This is a genomic window from Sphingomonas abaci, assembly GCF_014199625.1.
GTDB classification, from domain to species: Bacteria; Pseudomonadota; Alphaproteobacteria; order Sphingomonadales; family Sphingomonadaceae; genus Sphingomonas; species Sphingomonas abaci.
In genome coordinates this window covers 12,893-36,596 of the sequence record NZ_JACHNY010000001.1, presented here as the reverse complement: position 1 = coordinate 36,596, position 23,704 = coordinate 12,893, and the positions used below count along the sequence as shown (strand labels likewise).

General features: G+C 67.2%; 26 protein-coding genes and 1 riboswitch. Of the genes, 10 read left to right on the top strand and 16 right to left on the bottom strand.

Annotated features, from left to right (window positions below; all coding sequences use genetic code 11):
- Nucleotides 1–5: 5 nt before the first annotated feature.
- A complete protein-coding gene (locus GGQ96_RS00190; protein WP_184110438.1) occupies nt 6–311 on the bottom strand; it encodes an I78 family peptidase inhibitor in 306 nt (101 codons plus the stop codon).
- Nucleotides 308–1,486, bottom strand: coding sequence for a ribonuclease D (gene rnd, locus GGQ96_RS00185; RefSeq protein WP_184110436.1), 1,179 nt, complete (start codon nt 1,484–1,486; stop codon nt 308–310). The genes GGQ96_RS00190 and rnd overlap by 4 nt, the downstream gene beginning before the upstream one ends.
- A gap of 129 nt (nt 1,487–1,615) precedes the next feature.
- Between rnd and aspS the strand changes: the two genes are divergently transcribed.
- Nucleotides 1,616–3,451 (top strand): aspartate--tRNA ligase, encoded by a 1,836-nt coding sequence (aspS, locus tag GGQ96_RS00180; protein WP_184110434.1) that lies wholly within the window; start codon nt 1,616–1,618, stop codon nt 3,449–3,451.
- A 99-nt stretch (nt 3,452–3,550) separates the two neighbouring features.
- On the opposite strand, the gene GGQ96_RS00175 is transcribed toward aspS, so the two are convergent.
- On the bottom strand, nt 3,551–4,645 hold the full coding sequence (locus tag GGQ96_RS00175; protein WP_184110432.1) for a glycoside hydrolase family 53 protein: 1,095 nt from the start codon (nt 4,643–4,645) through the stop codon (nt 3,551–3,553).
- Nucleotides 4,646–4,808: 163 nt separating this feature from the next.
- Between GGQ96_RS00175 and GGQ96_RS00170 the strand changes: the two genes are divergently transcribed.
- Nucleotides 4,809–5,447, top strand: a complete 639-nt coding sequence (locus GGQ96_RS00170; RefSeq protein ID WP_425506676.1) for a PadR family transcriptional regulator — start codon at nt 4,809–4,811, stop codon at nt 5,445–5,447.
- Complete coding sequence (locus tag GGQ96_RS00165; RefSeq protein ID WP_184110430.1) at nt 5,444–5,734, top strand: DUF2218 domain-containing protein; 291 nt, start codon at nt 5,444–5,446, stop codon at nt 5,732–5,734. The genes GGQ96_RS00170 and GGQ96_RS00165 overlap by 4 nt, the downstream gene beginning before the upstream one ends.
- A 59-nt stretch (nt 5,735–5,793) precedes the next feature.
- Here the strand turns inward: GGQ96_RS00165 and GGQ96_RS00160 are convergent, their stop codons facing one another.
- The gene (locus GGQ96_RS00160; protein WP_184110428.1) at nt 5,794–6,273 is read right to left on the bottom strand and encodes a peroxiredoxin; all 480 of its coding nucleotides are present in this window, start codon (nt 6,271–6,273) and stop codon (nt 5,794–5,796) included.
- 112 nt (nt 6,274–6,385) lie between these two features.
- Here GGQ96_RS00160 and GGQ96_RS00155 point away from each other — a divergent pair, with 112 nt between their 5' ends.
- The gene (locus GGQ96_RS00155) at nt 6,386–6,946 is read left to right on the top strand and encodes a YqgE/AlgH family protein (protein WP_184110426.1); all 561 of its coding nucleotides are present in this window, start codon (nt 6,386–6,388) and stop codon (nt 6,944–6,946) included.
- Nucleotides 6,947–7,070: 124 nt separating this feature from the next.
- The gene (gene ahcY, locus GGQ96_RS00150) at nt 7,071–8,504 is read left to right on the top strand and encodes an adenosylhomocysteinase (RefSeq protein WP_343058868.1); all 1,434 of its coding nucleotides are present in this window, start codon (nt 7,071–7,073) and stop codon (nt 8,502–8,504) included.
- A 65-nt stretch (nt 8,505–8,569) separates the two neighbouring features.
- Here the strand turns inward: ahcY and GGQ96_RS00145 are convergent, their stop codons facing one another.
- The 3 genes from GGQ96_RS00145 to GGQ96_RS00135 are packed head-to-tail and all read right to left on the bottom strand — an operon-like array spanning nt 8,570 to nt 11,711.
- Nucleotides 8,570–9,214, bottom strand: a complete 645-nt coding sequence (locus GGQ96_RS00145; protein ID WP_246359978.1) for a TadE/TadG family type IV pilus assembly protein — start codon at nt 9,212–9,214, stop codon at nt 8,570–8,572.
- Nucleotides 9,215–9,261: 47 nt separating this feature from the next.
- Nucleotides 9,262–9,897 (bottom strand): TadE/TadG family type IV pilus assembly protein, encoded by a 636-nt coding sequence (locus tag GGQ96_RS00140; RefSeq protein WP_184110423.1) that lies wholly within the window; start codon nt 9,895–9,897, stop codon nt 9,262–9,264.
- Nucleotides 9,894–11,711, bottom strand: a complete 1,818-nt coding sequence (locus tag GGQ96_RS00135; RefSeq protein ID WP_246359977.1) for a TadE/TadG family type IV pilus assembly protein — start codon at nt 11,709–11,711, stop codon at nt 9,894–9,896. The genes GGQ96_RS00140 and GGQ96_RS00135 overlap by 4 nt, the downstream gene beginning before the upstream one ends.
- A gap of 132 nt (nt 11,712–11,843) precedes the next feature.
- Between GGQ96_RS00135 and GGQ96_RS00130 the strand changes: the two genes are divergently transcribed.
- Both GGQ96_RS00130 and GGQ96_RS00125 read left to right on the top strand, forming a co-directional pair.
- A complete protein-coding gene (locus GGQ96_RS00130; protein ID WP_184110419.1) occupies nt 11,844–12,521 on the top strand; it encodes a squalene/phytoene synthase family protein in 678 nt (225 codons plus the stop codon).
- 70 nt (nt 12,522–12,591) lie between these two features.
- Nucleotides 12,592–13,071 carry an EF-hand domain-containing protein gene (locus tag GGQ96_RS00125; protein WP_246359976.1) on the top strand — a complete coding sequence of 160 codons (480 nt, stop codon included), beginning with the start codon at nt 12,592–12,594 and terminating at the stop codon, nt 13,069–13,071.
- On the opposite strand, the gene trmFO is transcribed toward GGQ96_RS00125, so the two are convergent.
- Complete coding sequence (gene trmFO, locus GGQ96_RS00120; RefSeq protein WP_184110417.1) at nt 13,049–14,374, bottom strand: methylenetetrahydrofolate--tRNA-(uracil(54)-C(5))-methyltransferase (FADH(2)-oxidizing) TrmFO; 1,326 nt, start codon at nt 14,372–14,374, stop codon at nt 13,049–13,051. The two genes, GGQ96_RS00125 and trmFO, sit on opposite strands and share 23 nt — an antisense overlap.
- A 60-nt stretch (nt 14,375–14,434) precedes the next feature.
- Between trmFO and GGQ96_RS00115 the strand changes: the two genes are divergently transcribed.
- Both GGQ96_RS00115 and GGQ96_RS00110 read left to right on the top strand, forming a co-directional pair.
- Nucleotides 14,435–14,866: a DUF488 domain-containing protein gene (locus GGQ96_RS00115; RefSeq protein ID WP_184112069.1), complete on the top strand. Its 432-nt coding sequence runs from the start codon at nt 14,435–14,437 to the stop codon at nt 14,864–14,866.
- A gap of 81 nt (nt 14,867–14,947) precedes the next feature.
- Complete coding sequence (locus tag GGQ96_RS00110) at nt 14,948–15,325, top strand: cupin domain-containing protein (protein WP_184110415.1); 378 nt, start codon at nt 14,948–14,950, stop codon at nt 15,323–15,325.
- A 46-nt stretch (nt 15,326–15,371) separates the two neighbouring features.
- Here GGQ96_RS00110 and GGQ96_RS00105 read toward each other — a convergent pair whose 3' ends face one another.
- The 8 genes from GGQ96_RS00105 to aroQ form a co-directional block, all read right to left on the bottom strand.
- Nucleotides 15,372–16,778, bottom strand: a complete 1,407-nt coding sequence (locus GGQ96_RS00105; RefSeq protein ID WP_184112067.1) for an L-serine ammonia-lyase — start codon at nt 16,776–16,778, stop codon at nt 15,372–15,374.
- Between the two features lie 112 nt (nt 16,779–16,890).
- Nucleotides 16,891–16,976: riboswitch (glycine riboswitch) on the bottom strand.
- Between the two features lie 151 nt (nt 16,977–17,127).
- Nucleotides 17,128–18,540, bottom strand: a complete 1,413-nt coding sequence (glnA, locus tag GGQ96_RS00100) for a type I glutamate--ammonia ligase (protein ID WP_184110413.1) — start codon at nt 18,538–18,540, stop codon at nt 17,128–17,130.
- Between the two features lie 85 nt (nt 18,541–18,625).
- Nucleotides 18,626–18,964, bottom strand: a complete 339-nt coding sequence (locus tag GGQ96_RS00095; protein WP_184110411.1) for a P-II family nitrogen regulator — start codon at nt 18,962–18,964, stop codon at nt 18,626–18,628.
- A gap of 178 nt (nt 18,965–19,142) precedes the next feature.
- Complete coding sequence (locus GGQ96_RS00090; RefSeq protein ID WP_184112065.1) at nt 19,143–19,496, bottom strand: ArsC/Spx/MgsR family protein; 354 nt, start codon at nt 19,494–19,496, stop codon at nt 19,143–19,145.
- Nucleotides 19,497–19,631: 135 nt separating this feature from the next.
- Nucleotides 19,632–20,027: an HdeA/HdeB family chaperone gene (locus GGQ96_RS00085; RefSeq protein ID WP_184110410.1), complete on the bottom strand. Its 396-nt coding sequence runs from the start codon at nt 20,025–20,027 to the stop codon at nt 19,632–19,634.
- Between the two features lie 182 nt (nt 20,028–20,209).
- On the bottom strand, nt 20,210–21,562 hold the full coding sequence (accC, locus tag GGQ96_RS00080) for an acetyl-CoA carboxylase biotin carboxylase subunit (protein ID WP_184110409.1): 1,353 nt from the start codon (nt 21,560–21,562) through the stop codon (nt 20,210–20,212).
- A gap of 4 nt (nt 21,563–21,566) precedes the next feature.
- On the bottom strand, nt 21,567–22,055 hold the full coding sequence (accB, locus tag GGQ96_RS00075; RefSeq protein ID WP_184110408.1) for an acetyl-CoA carboxylase biotin carboxyl carrier protein: 489 nt from the start codon (nt 22,053–22,055) through the stop codon (nt 21,567–21,569).
- Between the two features lie 31 nt (nt 22,056–22,086).
- Nucleotides 22,087–22,542, bottom strand: coding sequence for a type II 3-dehydroquinate dehydratase (aroQ, locus tag GGQ96_RS00070; RefSeq protein WP_184110407.1), 456 nt, complete (start codon nt 22,540–22,542; stop codon nt 22,087–22,089).
- Nucleotides 22,543–22,691: 149 nt separating this feature from the next.
- Between aroQ and thiS the strand changes: the two genes are divergently transcribed.
- Nucleotides 22,692–23,699, top strand: coding sequence for a sulfur carrier protein ThiS (gene thiS, locus GGQ96_RS00065; RefSeq protein ID WP_184110406.1), 1,008 nt, complete (start codon nt 22,692–22,694; stop codon nt 23,697–23,699).
- The last annotated feature ends 5 nt before the right edge of the window (nt 23,700–23,704 follow it).

Genomic DNA, 23,704 nt, shown 5'->3' with positions numbered 1-23,704 from the left:
GGGCCTTACCCGCAGGTCAGGTCGGTGATCTGCCCGAAATCGTCGACCATGATGTTCAGCCGATCGGGACGGAAGTCCATCGTCGCCGGCTCGTTCGGGCGCAGCACGCGGGCGATGCGGGCCTGGGCGTCGCGGCGGACGGCATCGCGTTCGCGCAATTTGAAGTTCACGCCTGCCCAGCGCATCTTGACCGGCTCGGTGATGGCGCAGGGACCAGTGGGCTCGGGCGGCGGCGGCATCGTCGCGCAGGCCGACAGGCCGGCGGTGAGCAGGAGGGCGGGCAGGAGGGCGGGCAGGATGCGGTGCGTCATGCGACGGGTTCCTCGGTCCGGGTCATCTTGAGCTTGCCGTTCCGCACGGCGAAACCCAGCCGCCCTTCGACCAGGTCGACGGCATCACGGCCGAACTGATCGTAGCGCCAGCCCTGCAGCATCGGCAATCCATCGCGCACCCCCGAGGCCAGCGCCTCCAGTTCCTCCGACCGGGCGAGCAGGCGCGAGGCGACGTCGATGTCGCGGGCGCGGATCTTGAGCAGCAGCTTCAACAGGTCGGCGACCAGCGCGCCGTCCTTGCCCAGCCCCGGCTTCTTGTCGTCCTTGGGCGGCAGTTCGTCGGCCGACAGCGGCGTCGCCTCGGCCAGCGCCTGCATCAGCCGCGCGCCGATGTCGTTCTGCGCCCAGGTCGCCGACAGGCCGCGCACCTTGGCGAGATCGGCCTGCTTGCGCGGCGGGTTGCCGGCGAGATCGCCGAGCGTCTCGTCCTTGACGATGCGACCGCGCGGCAGGTCCTTGGACCGCGCCTCCAACTCGCGCCAACGGGCCAGCGCCTTCAGGCGGCCCAGCACCTCGGGCTTGCGGCCGGAGATGCGGACGCGCTTCCAGGCAAGGTCGGGGTCGTTGGCATAGTTGGCGGGATCGGCCAGCCGCTCCATCTCCTGGTCCAGCCAAGCGCCGCGCCCGGTGCGGCGCAAGCGTTCCAGCATCTTGGGGAAGATGGTCGACAGATAGGTGACGTCGCCGATCGCATATTCGATCTGGCGCGCGTCAAGCGGACGGCGCGACCAGTCGGTGAAGCGCGCGCCCTTGTCGATCGACACGCCCAGCCAGCTATCGACCAGGTTGGAATAGCCGATCTGCTCGCCCTGTCCCAGCGCCATCGCCGCGACCTGGGTGTCGAACAGCGGATGCGGCGTCTTGCCGGTCAGGTTGTAGATGATCTCGATATCCTGGCCACCGGCGTGGAAGACCTTAAGCACATCCTGATTGTCGACCAGCAGGTCGAGGAGCGGCGTGAGGTCGAGGCCGGGCGCGAGCGGATCGATCGCCGCCGCCTCCTGGGTGTCGGCGACCTGGATCAGGCAGAGTTCAGGCCAGTAGGTGCTCTCGCGCATGAACTCGGTGTCGACCGTGATGAAGTCGGCCTGGGCGAGGCGGGTGCAGAGATTGGCGAGCGTCGCGCTATCGGTGATCAGCGGGTGGATATGCATCCCACCGCCCATAGACCGACCGGGGCGGGTTGACAAAGAGGGGGTGGGAAGGGGAGTGGCGAAGGCTTAGGGATCATCCCGTCGCATCGGCCCAGTGGCCGGCGCGGCGTTCAGCCAGAGATTGCGATCATGCACGCCTATCGTACGCACACCTGCGCCGCGCTCGACGCTTCGGCCGTCGGCCAGACCGTCCGCCTGTCGGGCTGGGTCCATCGCCGGCGCGACCATGGCGGCGTGCTGTTCATCGACCTGCGCGACCACTATGGCATCACCCAGATCGTCGCCGACAGCGACAGCGCGGCGCTGCCGGTGCTGGAGAGCGTGCGCGTCGAATCGGTCGTGACGATCGACGGCGTGGTCAAGGCGCGCGCCGAGGGCACCACCAACGCCAATCTGGCGACCGGCGAGATCGAGGTGTTCGCGCAGAGCGTCACCGTCCAGTCGGCGGCGCAGGAACTGCCGATGCCGGTAGCGGGCGACGCGGAATATCCCGAGGATATCCGCCTGCGCTATCGCTTCCTGGACCTGCGTCGCGAGCGGCTGCATGCCAACATCCTGCTGCGCAGCCATGTCATTTCATCGCTGCGCCGCCGGATGATCGACCAGGGCTTCACCGAGTTCCAGACGCCGATCCTGACCGCGTCGTCGCCCGAGGGCGCGCGCGACTATCTGGTGCCCAGCCGCGTCCATCCCGGCAAGTTCTACGCGCTGCCGCAGGCGCCGCAGATGTTCAAGCAGCTGCTGATGGTGGCGGGCTTCGACCGTTATTTCCAGATCGCGCCGTGCTTCCGGGACGAGGACGCCCGCGCCGACCGCAGCCCGGGCGAGTTCTATCAGCTCGATTTCGAGATGAGCTACGTCACGCAGGAGGACGTGTTTCAGGCGATCGAGCCGGTGCTGCACGGCGTATTCGAGGAATTCGCCAACTGGCAGGGCAAGGGCCGAACCGTCAGCCCGCTGCCGTTCCAGCGCATCCCGTACCGCGAATCGATGCTGAAATACGGCAACGACAAGCCGGACCTACGCAACCCGCTCATCATCTCCGACGTCAGCGAGCAGTTCACCGGCTCGGGCTTCGGCCGCTTCGCCTCGATCGTCGAGGCGGGCGACGTGGTCCGCGCCATCCCTGCGCCGGGGACCGCCGACAAGAGCCGCAAGTTCTTCGACGACATGAACGCCTGGGCGCAGTCCGAGGGCTTTGCGGGCCTCGGCTATGCGACGCGCAAGGGTGGCGAATGGGGCGGCCCGATCGCCAAGAACCATGGCGAGGACAAGATGAGCGCGATGGCCGACGCGCTGGGCCTGGGGCCCGACGACGGCCTGTTCTTCGCCGCCGGCAAGGAGGCGCAGGCCGCCAAGCTCGCCGGGCTGGCGCGCACCCGCGTCGCCGACCAGCTTGGCCTGATCGACGACAAGCGCTTCGAATTCTGCTGGATCGTCGACTTCCCGATGTTCGAATATGACGAGGACGCGAAGAAGGTCGATTTCAGCCACAACCCCTTTTCAATGCCGCAGGGCGAGCTGGAGGCGCTGGAGACCAAGGACCCGCTCGACATCCTCGCCTATCAGTATGACATCGTCTGCAACGGCGTGGAGCTGTCGTCGGGCGCGATCCGGAACCACCGTCCGGAGATCATGTACAAGGCGTTCGAGATCGCCGGCTACAGCCAGGCTGATGTCGATGCCAACTTCGCGGGCATGATCAACGCCTTCAAGTTCGGCGCGCCGCCGCACGGCGGCTCGGCGCCGGGCGTCGACCGGATCGTCATGCTGCTCGCCGACGAGCCGAACATCCGCGAGGTGATCGTCTTCCCGATGACGCAGAAGGCCGAGGATCTGATGATGGGCGCGCCCAGCTTCGTGTCCGCCAAGCAGTTGCGCGAACTCAACCTGCGCTCCACCGCCGAGGTGAAGGCGGAGCCAAAGAAGGATGTCGACGCGGCGGTCACCCCCGCTGCGGGGTGATCATCGCCGCCGTGCTACCATCCCGGCAACCGCCGGGGTGGCGCATGGATTGATAAGATCGGGCTTTCCAAAAGCGTGTGACGACGGCGGGAGAGGTCGTCACCGCCGCCCATAATCCTGTCCCAGGAAGTCCAGCACCGGCAACGCCTCCCAGCGTCGGTGGAGGTCGAACCAGGCGGCATTCTCCCAGCCCGACCCCTGGCCCCATCGGGTCGAGCAGCCGGTGGAGATCCAGTCGGGCGCCCAATACACCACGCCCGACCCTCCGGCGCGCACCACCGTCCGGGTGAGGTCGATCATATAGGCGCGCTGCCCGGCCGGCGTCGCCGGATAGCCCGCCACCAGCGCGTCCGCGCCGAGCAGGTTGCTGGAGGCATCGCCATTGTCGAGCGTGTAGGGATAGGCGGTCTCCACCACCACCACGTCCTTGCCATGGGCGGCGCGCAACCGCCCGATCGTGGCGGCGAGCCCCGCCATCGGCTGCTTCGACCATTTGGCGTAATAGCTCAGGCCGATCAGGTCATAGTCGGTCAGCCCCGCCCGCTTGGCAGCCGCGAACCAGGGTTCGGCATGTTCCGGCTGGGCGATATGGAGCATGGTGCGGATCGGCTTGCCCTGCGCGCCGGCCGCTTCGCGCACCGCGCGCAGACCCGCGCCGAGCAGCGCGGCATTGCGGGTCCAGTCGATCGCCTTGGTCGGGCCGGCCATCAGCTCGCCGTTCGTCTCATTGCCGACCTGGACCAGTTCGGGCGTCAGCCCCTTGGCGGCGAGCGTGTCTAGCGTCGCGCGGGTGAAGTCATGAACCGCGCGGACCTGCGCCGGGGTGTCGAGCCTGGCCCAGGCGGCAGGCACCGGCTGCTTGTCGCCATCGGCCCAGTCATCGGCATAATGGAAGTCGAGCAGCACCTGCAGCCCTGCCTGGTGCGCGCGGCGGATGGTCTTCTCCACATCGGCCAGGTTGCTGTAGCGGGTCCAGCGCGCATCGTTCCACAACCGCACCCGGACCAGATTGCCGCCCGCGCGCCGCAGCATCGCGAAAGGATCGACGGGATTGCCCTGCTGGCGATAGACCGCGCCGCAATCCTCCATCTCGTTGGTGAAGGACAGGTCCGCGCCAAGGTAGAGCGGGTGGCTCGGCTCGGCGGCATGCGCCGGTCCGGCCAGCAGGGCAAACAGGGCCATCAGATGCTTCATGGTGGGCGATCCTCTCGCCGGTGTCCTACGGCATCAGGGGCAGGGGCACGCAAGTCCCTGATTTCGTGGAGTCGCTCAATCTGTCAGACATTTTCAAAATATATCATGAGCAATCTTGACGCTCTGCCATCGTGATATATCTTGACCCTATCGCGAGACGGAGATGATGATGTTCGATGGAATGGAACGCCGGGGCGGCGGTCACGGCGGTCGCCATGGCTGGCACCGCCATGGTGCGGGCCGCATGGGCGGTCCGCGTGGGTTTGGCGGGTTTGGCCCGGGCCGCGGCGGCTTCGACGGGGCTGGCGATGACGGCCGGCCGCACGGCCGGGGCCGGCGGATGTTCGAGGGGGGCGAGCTGCGGCTGGTGCTGCTGAAGATGATCGCCGATGCGCCGCGCCATGGCTATGAGCTGATCAAGGCGATCGAGGAGCAGACCGGCGGCGCCTATGCGCCCAGTCCCGGCCTAGTCTATCCGTCGCTGACCATGCTCGGCGAGATGGGCCTGATCGAGGAACAGGCGAGCGATGGCGCGCGCAAGCGCTTCGCCGCGACGGCGGACGGCGTCGCGCATGTCGCCGATCGTGCCGAGGAGATCGCGGCGGTGATGGCGCGGCTGACGGCGCTGGACCAGGAACGCAACCGCGTCGCCTGGAACCGGATGCCGATCCGCCGCGCCATGGGCAATCTGCGCGAGGCGGTGCGCCACCGGTTCGAACAGGGCGACCTGTCGGACGAGCGGCTGCACGACATGGCGGCCATGATCGACGACGTCGCGCAGCAGATCGAGCGGTTGAAATGAGCGTCGCCGTCGCCCGCGTGCCGACCCTGTCGGCCAGCCGCTATCTCCAGCAGCTCGCCAAGCATTGGAGCCACAAGATGGAGGTGGCGTTCACGGCGGAGGAAGGCAGCATCGCCTTCCCCAATGGTGCGCACCTCGCCATGCGCGCCGACAGCCAGACGCTCGATCTGGTGCTCACCGTGCCCGAGGACGGTGACATGGCCAGGATGCGCGAGGTGGTCGCCAGCCATATCGACCGCTTCGCCTTTCGCGAGGGGCCGCTGACCTATGATTGGCAGGAGGGGTAAGCCGATCCGTTTCCGACAGCGTACCGGCATTCCCTGACATGCCGGTACGCCGTGTTCGTTCAGATCAGGTCGAGCAGGTGTTCGGCGCTGCTGACCTTGAACGCACCCGGTTCCTCGACGTTCAGGCGGGTCACCACGCCGTCTTCCACCAGCATGGAATAACGCTGGCTGCGCAGGCCCATGCCATAGGCGGAGCCATCCATCGACAGGCCGATCGCCCGGGCGAAATCGCCATTGCCGTCCGCCAGCATGGTCACGCCCTCCACGTCGTTGGCCTTGGCCCAGGCGCCAAGCACGAAGGCATCGTTGACCGCGGTGCAAGCGATCTCGTCGACCCGCTTGTCGCGGAACGCCTGCACCTTGGCGGCGAAGCCCGGCAGGTGCTTGGCGGAGCAGGTCGGGGTGAAGGCGCCCGGCACCGCGAACAGGACGATCGTGCGGCCGGCGAAATAGTCGGTGGTGGTGACCCGGTCCGGCCCCTCCGCCGTCACCTTGACCAGCGTGGCTTCGGGCAAGCGATCTCCGATGGCGATGGTCATGGGCTTCTTCCTTGTGGTTCCTCGACCCCTTCGATCACCGTGACCGGGAATTCAAGCCGTTCCGTCGCATTCCCCCGTGGCGGGCGTGGGGCGGGGCGGCTAGGACGGGATCGTGAAGGATGCGGATTATCTCGTTGGACAGTTCCTGCTGGCCATGCCGGGGATGGGCGATCCCCGTTTCGACAAGGCGGTGATCGCGCTGTGCGGTCACGATGCGAAGGGCGCGATCGGCATCGGGCTGGGCGCGGTGGTGGGCGGCATCGGCTTCCACGCGCTGCTCGAACAGCTCGACATCCCGGTCGGGCAGGCCCCGGACGCGCCGGTGCATTTCGGTGGCCCGGTCGAGATCCGGCGCGGGTTCGTCGTCCACAGCACCGACTGGACCGGACAGGATACGATCGATGTCGCGGGCCGCTGGCGGTTGTCGGGCACGGTCGACATCCTGCGGGCCATCGCCGATGGGACAGGCCCGCGCGACTGGGTCTGCGCGCTCGGCTATGCCGGCTGGGGCGCCGGGCAGCTCGACGAGGAGTTGACCAGCGCCGGTTGGTTCACCGCGCCGGGTGATCCCGCATTGATCTGGTCCACCCCCGCCGCAGAGCGCTGGACCAGGGGCTATGAAGGCGCTGGCATCGATCCGCGGCTGCTGGTGGCGGGCGCGGGCCACGCCTGAGCCGCCTTCACCCGGTAGCGGATCGACCGGGGGTGGTGAGGATATAAAGATATCTTTATATTTGATCCGGGGGCGGCAAGGCTCTAAGGCGGCGGGCATCATCCGAGTTTCAGGAGCAACACCCGTGGCCACTGCAATCGCCCCGACGGGCACCGGCACGCAGAACGACTATGTCATCAAGGACATCGGCCTCGCCGATTTCGGCCGCGCCGAGATCCGCATCGCCGAGACCGAGATGCCGGGCCTGATGGCGCTGCGCGAGGAGTTCGGCGCGGCGCAGCCGCTGAAGGGCGCGCGCATCACCGGCTCGCTGCACATGACGATCCAGACCGCGGTGCTGATCGAGACGCTGACCGCGCTCGGCGCCGATGTGCGCTGGGCGACCTGCAACATCTTCTCGACCCAGGACCATGCCGCCGCCGCGATCGCCGCGTCGGGCGTGCCGGTCTTCGCCGTGAAGGGCGAGTCGCTGGCCGAATATTGGGACTATGTCGGCGACATCTTCACCTGGGACCGCGAGGTCGAGGGCCAGACCGCCAACATCATCCTGGACGATGGCGGCGACGCCACCATGTTCGCGCTGTGGGGCGCGAAGCTGGAGGCCGGCGCTACCTTCGCCGAGCCGGAGAATGAGGAAGAGGTCGAGTTCCAGCGCTCGGTCAAGGCGTTCATCGCCAAGAAGCCGGGCTATCTGACCGAAACGGTCAAGAACCTGAAGGGCGTGTCGGAAGAGACGACCACCGGCGTTCACCGCCTGTACGAGATCGCGAAGAAGGGCGAGCTGCCCTTCCCGGCGATCAACGTCAACGACTCGGTCACCAAGTCGAAGTTCGACAATCTGTACGGCTGCAAGGAATCGCTGGTCGACGCGATCCGTCGCGCCACCGACGTGATGCTGGCCGGCAAGGTCGCCGCGGTCGCCGGCTTCGGCGACGTGGGCAAGGGCTCGGCCCAGTCGCTTCGCAACGGCGGCGCGCGCGTGCTCGTGACCGAGATCGACCCGATCTGCGCGCTGCAGGCGGCGATGGAGGGCTTCGAGGTCGTGACGATGGACGAGGCGGTGAAGCGCGCCGACATCTTCGTCACCGCGACCGGCAATGCCGACGTGATCACCGCCGATCACATGAAGGCGATGAAGCCGATGTCGATCGTCTGCAACATCGGCCACTTCGACAGCGAAATCCAGATCGCGGCGCTGTCCAACTACAAGTGGACCGAAGTGAAGCCCGGCACCGACCTGGTCGAGTTCCCGGACGGCAAGCAGATCATCGTGCTGGCCAAGGGGCGCCTGGTGAACCTGGGCTGCGCGACGGGTCACCCCAGCTTCGTGATGTCGGCCTCGTTCACCAACCAGACGCTCGCGCAGATCGAGCTGTGGACCAAGGGCGAGACCTACAAGAACGAGGTCTATGTCCTGCCGAAGCATCTCGACGAGAAGGTGGCGGCGCTCCACCTGGAGAAGCTGGGCGTGCAGCTGTCGAAGCTGAGCGAGAAGCAGGCCGCCTATATCGGCGTGCCAGTCGAGGGGCCGTTCAAGCCGGATCATTATCGCTACTGATCGCCGCGATCGGCGATGAAGAGGGGGCGCTTGCCGGCTGGCGAGCGCCCCTTTTGTTTTTGGGATCAGCTCGCGGTGAAGCGATCGCAGGTCATGCGCTGCACGGCCGGCGCGGGATTGTATATCTGGGCGAAATCGCGCCGGTCGCGGACGATATAGGCGGCGGTGTAGGTCAGGCGCGTCGATCCATTCGGCAGCCACCGGGCGCTGACGATCGGCTTGTAGTCATAGTTGATCTCGACGAACATCACGCCCGATCCGGGCGGCGCGGTGACCTTGGCGCCGGTCGGTCCCATGCCGCCGGGCGCGGGGGTGCCGGCATTGCCGCTGCTGGAATCGGTCCCCGCCGTCGTGCTGGTGGTGCCGAAATGCGAGGCATAGTCGGTGCCCGTCCGCGTGCCGAGGCAGCGTTGCCAGTGGATCTTCTGATTGCCGTTATTGTCCGCCTCCAGGCTGCTGACCGTGATCCGGCCACGCGTGGTCAGGTCCCAGGCAGCGCCCTGCAGGCGGGCGGCGATCAGCACGTCGTTGACGTCGACCTCGCGCAGCTGCTGGTTCGACAGGTTGTTGTTCAGCCCGACGCGCGAGGCGTTGTCCGACAGGTTGGTCGCGACCTGGCTGAGCCTGAGATTCATCAGCGCCAGGTTGGCGGTCTCCACGCCATACAGGCCGACCCCGAGCACGATCGGCAGCGCCAGCGCGAATTCCATCAAGGCCAGCCCGCGTGTATCGGCGGCCAGGGAGCGGCAGGGGCGGGTCAGGTGCATATCGTCTTGGGCTCGGTGGTGGCCTGGGAATCGTAGGGCTGGTTCTTCAGGATGGTGGTCGAGGTCATGCGCAGCATCGCCGGCCAGCCGATCATCGCCGCGACCGGAAACAGCCGGGGAAAGGTGACCGAGAAGGTGTAGAGCGTGACGTCGTTGGCGCCGCCCTGGCCCGCATTGCCCGGATCGGCATCCCAGCTGCCATTGCCGTTCACGTCCTGGAAGCATTCGCCCGAGTCGCGAAGGCCGTTGCCATTGGTGTCGGAAAAGGGCTCGGGCTTGATGGCGGCGAAATTGTCGTAGTTCTTGCGCGTCACGCACCAGGTCGCCGGCACGCGGGTGCTGGGCACGGCCACCGCGCAGGAGGGCTGCGGCGATCCGATCAGCGGCTGGAGCATCCCCAGCACCCGCGAGTCGATCGTGCCCGTGCTCTGCGCGCCGCCCTGGAGCGCGGAGTCGCGCGCCGCCTTCTGCACCGCGCCGTCCAGCACCGACTGGGCATAGATCTGGAACCCCAGGTCGAGCAGGCCCATGATCAGTGCGATCATCACCGGCGCGACGATCGCGAACTCGATCACCGTATTGCCGCGCCGGTCCCGGACCAGGCTTCGGAGCCGCCGGCCGGTCATTTCGACACGCGCAGCATCGCGACCTGGTTGGCGATCGTCTTGAACGCCGTCTGGAGCGAGGCATTGTCGCTGGCGTAATAGGCCTTGCCGGGCGAGGCGCATTGGGTGAGTTGCTGGGTCAGCGACTGGCCGAAACCGACCACGAACACCGTGATGTTGCGCGCCTTCGCCGCCGCGCATTCGGCGACGAAACGGGCATTGTGGTTGGCGAGATCGTCGCCGGGCGAGTTGCCGCTCACGCGCTTGTCGTAATTCTCATTGCCATAGGTGCCGTAGATCGCGCCATTGGGAGACATGTCGCCATCGGTCATGAACACGATGTAGCGATTGGGCTCGTTGCGGCCCGGCCAGGCGACCGTGTCGCCCTTGAAGATACCGCCCGGCGAGATCATCCGCGTGCCCCAGATCATGCCGACGTCATGATAGGTGCCGCCCTGCGCACGGAAGTCGTTGGCGTTGACATAGGCGGAGATGTCGTCGCGCGACATAGTCGTCAGCCGCTGCGCCGCCTTGCCGCACGAAACGAAGCCGGAGGAGATGTTCTCGTACATCAGCATGTTCGACAGGATGTCGGTCGCGCGCCGCGGGCTGGCATAGTAATCGCCGTACGGATTGGTGCTGTTGCCCCCGTAATCCACGGAAGAGTAGTTGCCGCGATAGTAGAAGACGTCGGGCCATAGCGGTCGCCACCGTGTGTCGTTACTGGTCGGAGCAAGATCCGGGTCGAGATCGGGCGGCAGGTTGTTGATGTCAAAGCTTGAGGCGACGTTGGTATTCCGCTCTTCGATGCACCCCTGCCAGGTCGATCGAGCGCCGGTGATCTTGCTGGGATCCGGGACCGACGCGCCGGCAACATATTGCGACACGTCGAGCGTCACTAGTTCGTAGCGCCACATTGGGCCGTACTTCTTCTCCTCGACGTAGCAGCTGCCGTTGGCATAGCTGGTCTGGAAAGTGGAGGCGGTTCCCTGGGTCGTGAAACCCTTGGCCGGCGACCGGGTCCCATTCAGCGCCATACAAGAGCTATAGTTCAGGTCATTGCGATTATATTGCGACGTGCTGAGGTAATTGTCGGTGTCGAGCAGACGACGCGAATTGTAATTCCATTGCGACACGAATGCATTGGAAGCGACCGCGCGGATCGCCGCGCCGACGTTCACCGTCGAGGAATAGGTGACGAAGCCGTAGCGAACATGGGTGCTGGGATCGATATTGCCGTTGAGCGTGTCGTAGAAGCTGAGCACCGCCGAGCGCAGGCCGGACAGTTTCGATCCATTCTTCTCGCGTACGTTATAGGCGGTGTTGCCATTGGTCGTGTAGCTGTCGACCGGCTGGCTGCACCCGGCGGTGCCGTCCGCCGTGGTGCAGGCCATCGAGCCGGTGGTGTCGAGCACGAACATCACGTCCGCGTCCGCCACGTCGTAACGCGCTTCGCAGGTCACGGTCAGCGTCACGTCGCTCGCCGCCATCATCTTGGAGATCGTCATCGGCACGGTGACGCTGGCGGTGCCGGCGACCTGATTGTCGGCGGTTTTGGTCGGCACGAATTTCGGCGTGCCCGATTGCATGTAACCCGTGGTGAAGTTGTTGGCGAAGAATTGCTGCGCCTGTTTCGCGGCGTTCGCGTCCAGCGTGGTGCTGTTCGAGTCGAGCAGGAACTTGCGCCCGGCGAGCGCGCCCGCGTCGCAGGCCTGCTGGAGGCGCGACTTGACGACATAAAGGCGGGCGGAGTCGACGCCCGCGCCGGCCATGGCGGTGAGCGGGATCAACGCGATCGCCATGATCGCCAGCGTATTGCCGGCCACGTCCCGCATCAGCCGGCGCATGACGCCGGGATTGCAGCGGGCCCAACCCGTCCGGAAGCTTCGCACCAATCGCATTGCGCCTCGACATCGGCTAGACACCCGGACACCCCGTCCGGTGAGAAAGAAGCCTTTTGCAGTCAGATGGTTAAGAACTTACCCCATGCCGAGGAGGTGATCGCGGCGGAACGTAACCTCGCCTTCAGCTATGCGCCGCGCGACCGGCGCGCCGGGCTGGAAGCGCTGTTCGCGCTCGATGCGCGGCTGGCGGCGATCCTGCGCGGCACGCGCGAGCCGATGGTCGGGCAGATGCGGCTGACCTGGTGGTACGAGGCACTGGCCGCGCTGGACACCCGCCCGCCGCCGGCCGAGCCGGTGTTGGCGGAGCTGGCGGAGGCGGTGCTGCCGCACGGGGTGACCGGCACGATGCTGGCCGGGCTGGTCGATGGCTGGGACGTGCTGCTCGACGGCGCGGCGCTGGACCAGGAGTCGCTGGAGCGGGTCGCGGTCGAACGCGGCGAGCGGCTGTTCGCGGCGGTGGGGCGGCTGCTGGGCGAGGCGGCGCTGCCGGCCGCAGCGGGACAGGGCTGGGCGCTGGCCGATCTGGCGACGCACCTGTCGGATGAGGCGACCGCAGCGCGCGCGGCGGCGCTGGCGCGTGACCGTCTGGCGGGCGTGATGGAGCGACGCTGGCCGGTGCGGCTGCGCGCGCTGGGGGCGCTATGCCTGCTGGCGCGATTCGATCTGGCCATGCCGCCGGTCCCGCCCGGATCGCCGCGCCGCACCTGGCGGTTGCTCCGCCATAGGCTGACCGGCCGATAGGAAAACTGATCCAGGTTGTAGAAACGCCATCGGCCCTCTAGCCTCCCAGCCGGCAAGGGGGAGACGCGGCATGGATTGGCGATGGGTGGCGGCCGCCGGAGCGGGGCTGGCGGCGATGCTGGGTGGTTCGATGGTGTTGCGGCAGCCCTCGGCACCCGCTCAGGCCGGGCTGCCGGTGCGCCCCCCCGCTTCGCGTACGGTCGTCGATGCCGAACTGCCCGACCGCTTGCCCGAGGCGAGCGCGCGGACGCGGGAGGACAAGCGCTTCGACCGCTATGACAAGGATCGCGATGGGCAGGTCACGCGCGACGAGTATCTGGCCCAGCGGCGCAAGGCCTTCGCCAAGCTGGACCGCGACGGCGACGGTCATCTGTCGTTCGACGAATGGGCAGTGAAGGCGACGACGAAATTCGCCGCCGCCGACCGCGACCGTTCCAATGCCATGGACCGCGCCGAATTCGCCACCACGGCGGTCAAGCGCAAGCCGGCGCGGACGATGCACTGCCCGCCCGCGTCCGACGATGCGGTCAAGCCGACTGAGGAGAGCTGAGCCACGTCGCCAGCGCGGCGCGTCCCCGGTCGGTGTACATGCGCTTGCGATCCGCCTTCTTGGTGCGGCCGGGTATGGGCGGGAACAGGCCGAAATTGACGTTCATCGGCTGGTAGGTCTCGGCGGTCGCCGCGCCGGTGATATGGCCGAGCAGCGCGCCCAGCGCGGTTTCGGGCGGGGGCGGGGTGAGGGTCTGCCCGCGCAGTTCGGCGGCGGCGAAGCGGCCTGCGAGCAGCCCGACCGCGGCGCTCTCGATATAGCCCTCGCAGCCCGTGATCTGTCCGGCAAAGCGCAGGTTCGGCCGGTTCTTCAGCCGGAGCGTCGGGTCGAGCAGTTCGGGCGACTTGATGAAGGTGTTGCGGTGCAGGCCGCCGAGCCGCGCGAACTCCGCATTCTGCAGGCCGGGGATGGTCCGGAACAGGCGGACCTGCTCGCTATGCTTCAGCTTGGTCTGGAAGCCGACGATGTTCCACAGCGAGCCTTGCGCATTGTCCTGGCGCAGCTGCACCACCGCATAGGGCCAGCGGCCGGTGCGCGGGTCGTCCAGTCCGACCGGCTTCATCGGGCCGTAGCGCAAGGTATCGACGCCGCGCTCGGCCATCACTTCGATCGGCATGCAACCCTCGAAATAGGGCGTGTCCTTCTCCCAGTCCTTGAACGGCGTCTTCTCGCCATCGAGCAACGCGGCGTGGAAGGCGAGATACTCGTCCTTGGTCAACGGGCAGTTGATATAGTCCTTGGTCTCGCCCTTGTCCCAGCGCGAGGCGAACCAGGCGACCTCCATGTCGATCGAGTCGCGATAGACGATCGGCGCCAGCGCATCGAAAAAGGCCAGCGCCTCCGCGCCCGTCGCGCCGCCGATCGCGTCGGCCAGCGCCGGCGCGGTGAGCGGGCCGGTCGCCAGGATCGCGGGACCCTCGGGCAGGGCGTCCACCCGCTCGCGCACCAGGGTGACGTTGGGATGGTTGGCGAGCGTGTCGGTGACGCCCTGCGAATAGCCGTCGCGATCGACCGCCAGCGCCGATCCGGCGGGCACCCGGTGTCGGTCCGCCTGGGTCAGGATCAGCGAGCCGAGCGTCCGCATCTCTTGGTGGAGCAGGCCGACCGCGTTCGCCTCGGCATCGTCCGAGCGGAAGGAGTTGGAGCAGACGAGCTCGGCCAGGCCATCGGTCTGATGCGCCGGGGTCTTCTCACCCGAGCCGCGCATCTCCGACAGGCGCACCTTGAAGCCCGCCTCGGCGAGCTGCCACGCGGCTTCCGAGCCGGCCAGGCCGCCGCCGACGATATGGATGTCATGGGTCATGCCCGCCTCCCTAGCCGCCGCCGCTTGGCAAGTCAGGCCCGGATCGCCAGCTTGGGCGGCATGAAACTCTATACGATCGGCTACGAGGCCACGACGATGGCGGATTTCATCGCCACGCTGATCGCCGCCGGCGTCAGCCGGGTGATCGACGTCCGCGCGCTGCCGCTGTCGCGCCGGCCCGGCTTTTCCAAATCGCCGCTCGCCGCCTCGTTGGCCGAGGCGGGGATCGGGTACGTCCATCTGAAGGCGCTCGGCACGCCCAAGCGCGGGCGCGATGCGGCGAAGAAGGGCGATGTCGCGACGCTGACCCAGGTCTATGACGACCAGCTCGAACTGCCCGAGGCGCAGGCGGCGGCGGCGCAGATGCTGGCGCTGGCGGCGGAGCGGCCTTCGGCGCTGCTCTGCTACGAACGCGATCCCAGCCATTGCCACCGCCGCCTGCTGGTCGAGGCGGTGGGGCAGGGGGTCGAGGTGGTCGACCTGTTTCCTTGACCCTGTCGATCGCGGCGGAACCGGGCAAAGGGCCGGGCCGTTGCGGCGGCTCTCATCTCAGACAGCGCAAAGGACGGCAAAGTGGCGATCTTCAACAAGGACATGGTCGCGCTGGCGACCAAGAACACCCACTTCCAGAAGGAAGTCTATCGTGACGAGAACTGCCAGATCGTGCTGATGTCGATCGAGCCGGGCGACGATATCGGTGAGGAGACGCACGACGCCGATCAGACCACCTTCTTCGTGGCGGGCGAGGGTCAGGCCAAGGTCGATGGCTCGACGACCAAGGTGACGCCGAACCATCTGATCGTCATCCCCAAGGGCGCGCTCCACAACATCATCAACAAGGGCGACGAGCCGTTGAAGCTGTTCAGCGTCTACTCCCCGCCGGCCGAGGAGCCGGGCGTCGACCACAAGACAAAGGCCGAAGCCGAAGCCGCGGAGGAAGGCGAAGACTGATCCGGGCGGCGCGCCGTCCCGGCGGATGGCGCGCCACCTTCGGCGCTCAGCATTCCACCACATTCACCGCCAGCCCGCCCAGGCTGGTTTCCTTATATTGCGAGCGCATGTCCGCGCCGGTCTGGCGCATCGTCTCGATGACCGCGTCCAGACTGACGATATGGCTGCCGTCGCCGCGCAGCGCGAGATAGGCGGCGTTGATCGCCTTGACCGCGCCCATCGTATTGCGTTCGATGCACGGGATCTGCACCAGCCCGCCGATCGGGTCGCAGGTCAGGCCGAGATTATGCTCCATGCCGATCTCGGCTGCGTTCTCGATCTGGCGGTTGCTGCCGCCGAGCACGGCGGCCAGCGCGCCCGCCGCCATCGAACAGGCGACGCCGACTTCGCCCTGGCAGCCCATCTCGGCCGCCGAGATGGACGCGCGCTTCTTGTAGAGCATCCCGATCGCGGCGGCGGTGAGCAGGAAGGTCCGTGCCCCCTCCGCATTCGCGCCCGCGATCAGCGTCTCGTAGAAGCGCAACACCGCCGGCAGCACGCCTGCGGCACCATTGGTCGGCGCGGTGACGACGCGGCCGCCCGCCGCATTCTCCTCGTTCACCGCCAGCGCCCAAAGGCTGACCCACTCGAAGACCTCGGCCGGATTGCCGCCGGGCCGCTCGCCGGAGAGGCCGGCGGACAGGGCGCGGGCGCGGCGACGCACTTTCAGGCCGCCGGGCAGCACCCCGTCCTGGGCGATGCCGCGATCGATGCACGCGCTCATCGCCCGGCGCACCGCATCCAGAAAGGCGTCGGTCTCGCCGGGCGAGCGCCACGCCTCCTCATTCGCGCGAACGATGTCGGCGATCGCCAGGCCGGTGGCGTCGCCGATCGCCAGGAGGTCGGCGCCCGAGGAGAAGGGATGCCGTACCGCGATGTTGATCGCCGTGATCCCGGCGCCCTTGCGCAGGATCGCGCCGCCACCGATTGAGAAATAGGTCTCCGCATAGGCGGTGCCGTCCGTCAGCGTGGCGGTGAAGGTCATGCCATTGGGATGTTCGGGCAGGAATTCGCGCGGATGGAAGACGATGTCGCCGGCCGCGAAGCCGATCGGCAGCGTCCCGCCCAGCGTCAGCCGCGCGTCCCGGTCGATGGCTGCGAGGATCGTCGGCGCGTCGTCGGGATCGATCCGCTCGGGCTCCCAGCCCGCCAGCCCCAGAACGGTCGCGGTATCGGTGGCATGGCCGCGCCCGGTCAGCGCCAGCGAGCCGTACAGGTCGCAGGTGACGCCCACGGGCGGCGAATCGCGCCCCAGCGCGCGCTGCGCGAAGTCGAAGCCGGCGCGCATCGGACCGACCGTGTGCGAACTCGACGGGCCGATGCCGATGGTGAACAGTTCAGCGACGCTGATCGGCCGGTGGACGTCCCGGTCCAATGGGGTGACGGGAGTCGCGGGGGTGACGTCGGCGTGCATGGCATCCTCTCGCCGGTCGGGCCGGCCTTCCATGCCCCTTCTGTCCCTTGCGCCTGAGATCGCTATCCCGTCGGCGGACACGGGGGACGCCCATGCCTCTCTCCAGAAATCCTGCGTCCACGTGGTCCTTTTGCCTGAGAGTTTCCGGGGCGGTTGCTCCTTCGGCGCCGGTCGCCCGGTCTCTCCCACATCGACGTGCCGGGCTATCGGCCGGTCCGGGGGGCGGGGTCAAGCGGGATCATGCTGGCGACCATCCCGATACGCCGAACCCGGCCGACGCACGGGGGCGTCGACCGGGTTCGTGCAATCCTGAAGTGGCGGCCGGGTCGCCCGGCCGCCGATGCGGGGATCAGCCGCTATAGTACATGTCGTATTCGACCGGGCTGGGCGTCATCTCCCAACGCGCGACTTCCGAGCGCTTGATCTCGACGAACGCCTCGATCTGGTCCTTGGAGAACACGTCGCCCTTCAGCAGGAAGTCGTGATCGGCCTCCAGACAGTCGAGCGCCTCGCGCAGCGAGCCGGCGACGGTCGGCACCTGCGCCAGTTCGGCCGGCGGCAGGTCGTACAGGTTCTTGTCCATCGCCTCGCCGGGATGGATCTTGTTCTGGATGCCGTCCATGCCGGCCATCATCAGCGCCGCATAGGCGAGATAGGGGTTGGCGAGCGCGTCCGGGAAGCGGACTTCCACGCGCTTGGACTTCGGACCCGTGCCATAGGGGATGCGGCACGAGGCCGAGCGGTTGCGCGCCGAATAGGCGAGCAGCACCGGCGCCTCATACCCCGGGACCAGACGCTTGTAGGAGTTGGTCGACGGGTTGGTGAAGGCATTCACCGCCTTGGCATGCTTGATGATGCCGCCGATGAAATAGAGGCACATGTCCGACAGACCGGCATAGCCATTGCCCGCGAACAGCGGCTCCTTGCCGTTCCAGATCGAGAAGTGGGTGTGCATCCCCGAGCCGTTATCTTCCTTGATCGGCTTCGGCATGAACGTCGCGGTCTTGCCATAGGCATGGGCGACCTGATGCACGACGTACTTGTAGATCTGCATCCGATCCGCGGTCTGGGTCAGCGTGCCGAAGGTCAGGCCCAGTTCGTGCTGCGCGGCGGCGACCTCGTGATGGTGCTTGTCGCAGGGCAGGCCCATTTCGAGCATGGTGGTGACCATCTCGCCCCGGATATCGACCGCCGAGTCGACCGGTGCGACCGGGAAATAGCCGCCCTTGGCGCGCGGACGATGGGCGAGGTTGCCGCCCTCATATTCGCGGCCGGTGTTGGTCGGCAGCTCGACATCGTCGATCTTGAAATAGGACGCGGCGTAGTTCGTGTCGAACTGCACGTTGTCGAACATGAAGAACTCGGCCTCGGGACCGACATAGACGGTGTCGCCGATGCCGGTGGTCTTCAGATAGGCCTCGGCGCGCTTGGCGGTCGAACGCGGGTCGCGGGCGTACAGCTCGCCGGTCGACGGTTCGACCACGTCGCAGAACACGATCAGCATCGGCGTCGCCGAGAAGGGGTCGGTATAGACCGCGTCCAGATCGGGCTTCAGCACCATGTCGGACTCGTTGATCGCCTTCCAGCCCTCAATCGACGAACCGTCGAACATCAGGCCGTCGGTCCACTCATCCTCGCCCATGATGCCGGCGACCATGGTCAGGTGCTGCCACTTGCCCTTGGGATCGGTGAAGCGCAGATCGACCCACTCGATCTCTTCGTCCTTGATCTTCTTCAGGATGTCGTTGGCCGTCGTCGCCATGGTTCTTCCCTTCTTGGCCCCAGCGAAGTGCGTGGGCCGTGTTTGAAACTCTGCTGCCCCGGCCGCGACCGGGGCGGGGATGTGTTCAGATCGCCGCTTCGTCGCGCTCGCCGGTGCGGATGCGCAGCGCCGCCTCGACGGGGATGACGAAGATCTTGCCGTCGCCGATCCGGCCGGTCTGCGCGGCGGTGGCGATCGCCTCCACCACGCGCTCGGCCAGCGCGTCCTCGACCACGATTTCCAGCTTCACCTTGGGCAGGAAGTCGACGACATATTCGGCGCCGCGATACAGTTCCGTATGCCCCTTCTGCCGGCCGAAGCCCTTGGCCTCGGTGACGGTGATGCCGGATACGCCGATCTCGTGGAGCGCTTCCTTGACCTCATCCAGCTTGAACGGCTTGATGATGGCTTCGACTTTTTTCACAGAAACGCGTCCTCGATCGTCATGGAAGCTTTGCCCGCTCGGGCGTTCGAACCCTCGCCCGTGCGGGCGCATTGCACAGGCCGTGCCAAGTTCCGCAACAGGGGGGCGGGGCCAGCACAATGCAATGGGCTGCCCGATAAAGCGGCAGATGGCGCAACGCTGCCTTGTTTGGCGGCAGTCACAGCACCTCCGTCACGCGTTCGGGCGGGCGGGCCAGCACGACGCCGCGCTCGGTCTCGACCAGCGGGCGCTCGATCAGGATCGGATCGGCGGCCATCGCCACGAGGATCGTCGCATCATCGGCCCCGGCAAGGGCCGCCGTGCCGGCCTCGCCACGGCGCAGGCCCTGGGCGGCGGTCAGGCCGGCACGGGCATAGAGGCGCGCCAGTTCGGCGGGATCGGGCGGATCGTTCAGATAGTCGATGATCGTCACCTCGGCCCCCGCCGCCTCGAGCAGGGCCAGGGCCGCGCGCGACTTGGAGCAGCGCGGGTAATGGTAGAGCGTCGCCGCCGGGCGGTGGGGATCGGCCATGACCGGCTTATGCGCCGCTGCGGCGGGGATGCCAAGGTCGCGATGGCGATGGGCGCGGAAAGCCGGCTGGTGCGAGGCGGCGCGCGGCGCGAAAGGCGGGCGGGACATGACGGCCCGCCCGCGGGTGCCGTCCTATCAGCGGCGCTTGACCGGCGGTTCCTGCTTCAGCGCGGTCTGCACCGCCGCCAGGAAATGATTGCCCGGACGCGCCTTGCACTGGTCGACCACGACCGGCACGATCTTCTCGACGCCATCGATCGTCACTGTCGGATGCGGCTTGCCCTTGGGGCCGTAATTGGCGGCATAGACGATCGCCTGGGGTCGGAAGCTTTCGTCGAGCTGGCCGAAGTCGTGGCAGGTCACCGTTTCGAGCCGCTTGCCCTTGGCGAGCAGGTCGATCACGCGCTGTCCGTCCGGGCCGGCCGGAACATTGGCCTGTTCCTTGACCCATTGCGCGGTGGCCGGGGCCATGGCCGTCATCGATGCCAGCGACAATGTGGCGGCGACGCCAAACGTGCGAACCAAATTCATCTGGAACACTCCCTCCTTGATGGCGAGGGAAGAATGCGGGCCGAAAACCGATGTTCCTTTATGATTCACATTAATTTTACGTCATTCGTGTAGGGTGGTCAGAGACGGGAGCGCCCGACGGCGCCGCCGTTGACGCCATGGGTGTCGGAGCGCCGAGGCCCCCGCGACACCCATGCCGCCCATCAATCGGCCTGGCGCGCCAGCCATTCCTCCAGCCACTTGATCGTGTACTGGCCCTGCTGGAACTCGGGGTCCTCGATCAGCGCCTGGTGGAGCGGGATGGTGGTCTTCATCCCCTCGATCACGAACTCCTCCAAGGCGCGGCGCAGTCGGCGGATCGCGCCTTCGCGGGTCGCCCCATAGACGATCAGCTTGGCGATCATGCTGTCGTAATAGGGCGGCACCTTGTAGCCGGCATAGAGGCCGCTATCGACGCGGACATGCATGCCGCCCGGCGCGTGGAACTGCTTCACCAGGCCCGGCGAGGGGACGAAGGTGCGCCAGTCCTCGGCATTGATGCGGCATTCGATCGCGTGGCCGCGGAACTGCACGTCCTGCTGGCGAAGGGTCAGCGGATGGCCCTCGGCGATGCGGATCTGCTCGCGCACCAGGTCCAGGCCGGTGATCATCTCGGTGACGGGATGCTCGACCTGGAGCCGGGTGTTCATCTCGATGAAGTAGAATTCACCGTCTTCCCACAGGAATTCGATCGTCCCCGCACCGCGATAGCCCATGTCCGCCATCGCCCGGGCGACGATGCCGCCCATCCGTTCGCGCTCGGCGGCGGTGATGACGGGAGAGGGGGCCTCCTCCAGCACCTTCTGGTGACGGCGCTGGAGCGAGCAGTCGCGCTCGCCCAGATGGATGGCGGCGCCGTTGCCGTCGCCGAACACTTGGAACTCGATATGACGCGGATTGCCGAGATATTTCTCGATATAGACGGTGGCGTCGCCGAATGCGGCCTTGGCCTCGCTGCCGGCCTGCTGCATCAGCGTCTCGAGCTGGTCCTCGCTGTTGCAGACCTTCATGCCGCGACCGCCGCCGCCCGAGGCCGCCTTGATGATCACCGGATAGCCGATCCGCGCCGCCAGCTCGCGCGCCTCGCCCACGTCGCTGATCGCGCCGTCGGAGCCGGGCACCAGCGGCAGGCCGAGCGCGCCGGCGGTGCGTTTGGCCTCCACCTTGTCGCCCATGGTGCGGATGTGCTCGGGCTTGGGGCCGACGAACAGCAGGTTGTGCAGCTCGACGATCTCGGCGAAGCGCGCATTCTCCGACAGGAAACCATAGCCCGGATGGATCGCGTCCGCGCCGGAGATTTCCGCTGCCGAGATGATGTTGGGGATGTTCAGATAGCTGTCGGTCGCGGCGGGCGGCCCGATACACACCGCCTCGTCCGCCAGGCGGACGTGCATGGCATCGGCATCCGCCGTCGAATGCACCGCCACCGTCTTGATGCCCATCTCGTGACAGGCGCGGTGGATGCGAAGCGCGATTTCGCCGCGATTGGCGATCAGCAGTTTCTTGATCGGCCGCATAGGCTTACTCAACGACGATCAGCGGCTGGTCGAATTCGACCGGCTGACCGTTCTCGACCAGCACCTGGGTGACGGTGCCGGCGGCGGTGGCAACGATCGGGTTCATCACCTTCATCGCCTCGACGATCAGCAGCGTGTCGCCGGCCGCGACCTTCTGGCCGATGCCCGCGAACGGCTTGGCGCCCGGCTCGGCCGCCAGATAGGCGGTGCCGACCATCGGCGAGCGCACCGCGTTGGCGCTGCTGGCCGGCGCGGACGCGCCGACCTCGGCCGCGACGGGTGCGGCCGGCTGCGCGGCGCTCATCGCCACGGGGGCAGGGGCGTAATGCACCGCCTGGCCGCCGCCCTGCGACACCTTGCGGGCGACGCGGATCTTGCGCTCGCCATGCTCGACCTCGATCTCGGTCAGCTGGGTGGCGTCGAGCAGCTCGGCGAGCTGGCGCACCAGGTCGACATCGACCATCATGGTGCCGCTGGAATTCGTGTCGGTCATGGAACCTTCCCTGTACAAGCGCGTGCCCCTGTCAGAACCGGGCCGCGGCTTCAAGCGCGAGGATATAGGACAACGCCCCGAATCCCGCGACCGTGCCTTTGGCGGCACGGCCGATCATGCTGACATGACGGAATTCTTCGCGGGCATGCGGGTTGGAGAGATGGACCTCGACCACCGGCGTCACGATCGACTTGATCGCATCGTGCAGCGCGACCGAGCTATGGGTGAAGCCGCCTGCATTGAGCAGCACCGCCTTCGCGCCCACGGCTTGCGCCTCGTGCATCCAGTCGATCAGATGACCTTCATGATTCGACTGGCGCAGGTCGATTTCCAGCCCCAGTTCGCGGGCGCGATCCTCCATCATGCCGGCGATGTCGTCGAGCGTGTCATGGCCGTAGATGGCCGGCTCGCGCAGCCCCAGCAGGTTGAGGTTGGGGCCGTTCAGCACGAACACGGTATTGGCTTCGGTGGCGAGAGAGGTCGACATGGGCGGCTTCCGGTTGCGGCCGCCGTCCGCGACCCCTAGATCGCCCCTCTACCCGTTCGCATCCCGTCAAGTCGAGATGCGAACGTGGTGCGCCCCTTTTCACGCGCCGGCCGGCCCGTCCGGCGGCGCCCCGGCTGGAACTGGACCCGATGCCCCATAGCGATGGAACCGTCTCGATCACCGTCAACGGCGAGCACAAGCGAATCGCGGCCGGCCTCAGCCTCGCCGACCTGGCGAGCGAGCTGGGACTGGTGCCGGAGAAGGTCGCCGTGGAGCGCAACATGGAGGTGGTGCCGCGCTCGACGCTGAAGGACGTGACGGTCGAGGACGGCGACGATATCGAGATCGTCCATTTCGTTGGCGGCGGCGACCACGCCGCGCCGCTGGCGGACGATCGCTGGACGGTGGCGGGCCGCAGCTTCCGCTCGCGGCTGATCGTGGGCACCGGCAAGTACAAGGACTTCGCGCAGAACGCCGCCGCGCTGGAAGCTTCGGGCGCGGAGATCGTGACGGTGGCGGTGCGGCGCGTGAACGTCAGCGACCGCAACGCGCCGATGCTAACCGATTTCATCGACCCGAAGAGGGTCACCTATCTGCCCAACACCGCCGGCTGCTTCACCGCCGAGGATGCGATCCGCACGCTCAGGCTGGCGCGTGAGGCGGGCGGATGGGACCTGGTGAAGCTGGAGGTGCTGGGCGAGGCGAAGACGCTCTATCCCGACATGGTCGAGACGCTTCGCGCCACCGAGATCCTGGCCAAGGAGGGGTTCCTGCCGATGGTCTATTGCGTCGATGACCCGATCGCGGCGAAGCGGCTGGAGGATGCCGGCGCGGTCGCGATCATGCCGCTCGGCGCGCCGATCGGCTCGGGGCTGGGCATCCAGAACCGGGTGACGATCCGCCTGATCGTCGAGGGCGCCAAGGTGCCGGTGCTGGTCGATGCGGGCGTCGGCACCGCGTCGGACGCGGCGGTGGCGATGGAGCTGGGTTGCGATGGCGTGCTGATGAACACCGCGATCGCCGAGGCCAGGGACCCGGTGATGATGGCGGCGGCGATGCGCGCGGCGGTGGAGGCGGGACGGCTGTCCTATCGCGCCGGCCGGATGGGCCAGCGCCGCTATGCCGATCCGTCTAGCCCGCTCGCCGGCCTGATCTGACCGGC